This window comes from Marinobacter guineae (genome assembly GCF_002744735.1).
GTDB classification, from domain to species: Bacteria; Pseudomonadota; Gammaproteobacteria; order Pseudomonadales; family Oleiphilaceae; genus Marinobacter; species Marinobacter guineae.
On the sequence record NZ_KZ319353.1, the window covers coordinates 1 to 1,572 of the forward strand.

The 1,572-nt window shown below is 53.1% G+C and carries 3 protein-coding genes; all 3 read right to left on the minus strand.

Features of this window, described 5'->3' with window-relative positions; all coding sequences use genetic code 11:
• The coding region (locus tag CLH62_RS20825) for a GFA family protein (protein ID WP_211285870.1) at positions 1-188 on the minus strand (188 nt) is incomplete at its 3' end.
• 101 nt (positions 189-289) lie between these two features.
• Positions 290-670, minus strand: a complete 381-nt coding sequence (locus CLH62_RS21040) for a hypothetical protein (RefSeq protein WP_143752404.1) — start codon at positions 668-670, stop codon at positions 290-292.
• Positions 671-1,130: 460 nt separating this feature from the next.
• Positions 1,131-1,448: a hypothetical protein gene (locus CLH62_RS20830; RefSeq protein ID WP_099620082.1), complete on the minus strand. Its 318-nt coding sequence runs from the start codon at positions 1,446-1,448 to the stop codon at positions 1,131-1,133.
• Positions 1,449-1,572: the final 124 nt, after the last annotated feature.

Here is a 1,572-nt window from a genome sequence, read left to right on the forward strand (position 1 = left end):
TCGTAAAACTTCAGCAGCTCCTGACCTTTGACGGTGTGCCAATCCGAGGATTGCACCTTAGCGCGAGTTCTGAAAGCCGAGGCATGAAGCTTTCGGCACATTGAACAGTGACAGTTCAGAACATCGGTCAGCGGACCGTTGATTTCGTATTGAATGCCCCCGCAGAGACAACTACCTGTTTGCTTCATTCATGCACCTCCTTGTGTGATAACGCTGATGGTAACCGGCGCCGGAGCGCAGCGGAGGGAACCAAAAGCGCCACGCTTTTGGCGTCCGGTTGACCGCTTGGTTATGTGACACCCCGGTTCCTCGGATTGTGATGAGATAGCACAGCACCACACCATTTATTTATGGTTTTGCGATCCTCAAGACCAGGATCGTATTCAAGGTGGTGTGATGGTGATGTAAGCATCTCTTCCCGAATATCTTCGTACTCTTGTTCAGTAATTTCTAAAGGCTTCCAGTAACAACCGCCACTCATTCCTTGGTCAGCGCCACCTGAGAGCAGCTCCTCATTCAAAATATGGAAAGGAGGAAACTGTTTAGTGCATGAGACATGCATTGCCAGACGTGGCGAATAACGTAGGAGGAAATCGTCAAAATTAACGATTTCCCAGCTCCCGTCGGCGCTACCCATAGCGGGCAAAATTTTGATCTTAACTTGCCTCATGACTTCATCTACACATAACGCTAGCGGTAACCGGCGCCGGAGCGCAGCGGAGGGAACCAAAAGCGGTACGCTTTTGGCGTCCGGTTGACCGCCTGGTTAAGGGCCGGTTACCCGTTGTTTTGTATTGGCACTCAATGCCGAATGCCCGCTCCCGATACCTTGCAGCAACTCAAACCATGGCGCCAGGAACCAGAGCACCGAATGGGCGGTTTTTCCAGCGAATGCGCCGGATTGCCCCGCGACCTGACCACCAAATTACCGGCCAAAACCATTGCCAAACTGAGGGCTGTTTTCTGCCTGCCGGCAATCTGACAAACCGCGGCCAAACACCAAACCAAAGAACACCGGAGCCAGGCCTTTAACGCCAGCGCACAACGGCGCCCTTGTAATGGAGGCGCAGCCGCAATGAAAAGGGCGTCCGGCGGCCATCGGCCGCGAATTGATGCGCCTTGTTAAATTTTTAGACCAGAAGAATGGCTGAAACCAACCCTACCAAGACTAAAAATGATGATACCCACATGAATGCCTTACGGCGCGCGGGCCCGAATACACGATACTGCCGTAACCAAAAATGGCCGGCCAAAAGCCCCGAAACACCAAACCACAAGGCGGAGACCAGGAAAGCGTCGTAGCCATGGTAGATAACGCTCGAACTGCGCCCCCAAAAAACGGCCTCGGAGTTCAGCAGAAGAAGCACCGTATAGCCAGAAAGCAAAACAGGCAGAACAATGCCGAGTGAAAGTGCCTCGATTTTCTTAAAACGCGGGATCGTATCCATGACCGCCTGAAATTTAACGCGGAGCGAAGCGGCGGCCCGTCAGGGACGTCCGACTTACGCGGCTTGTTATCACTGCCTCGTAACCGTCCGGTGACCCCATCTTGAATCTAGTGCTATTGGACGG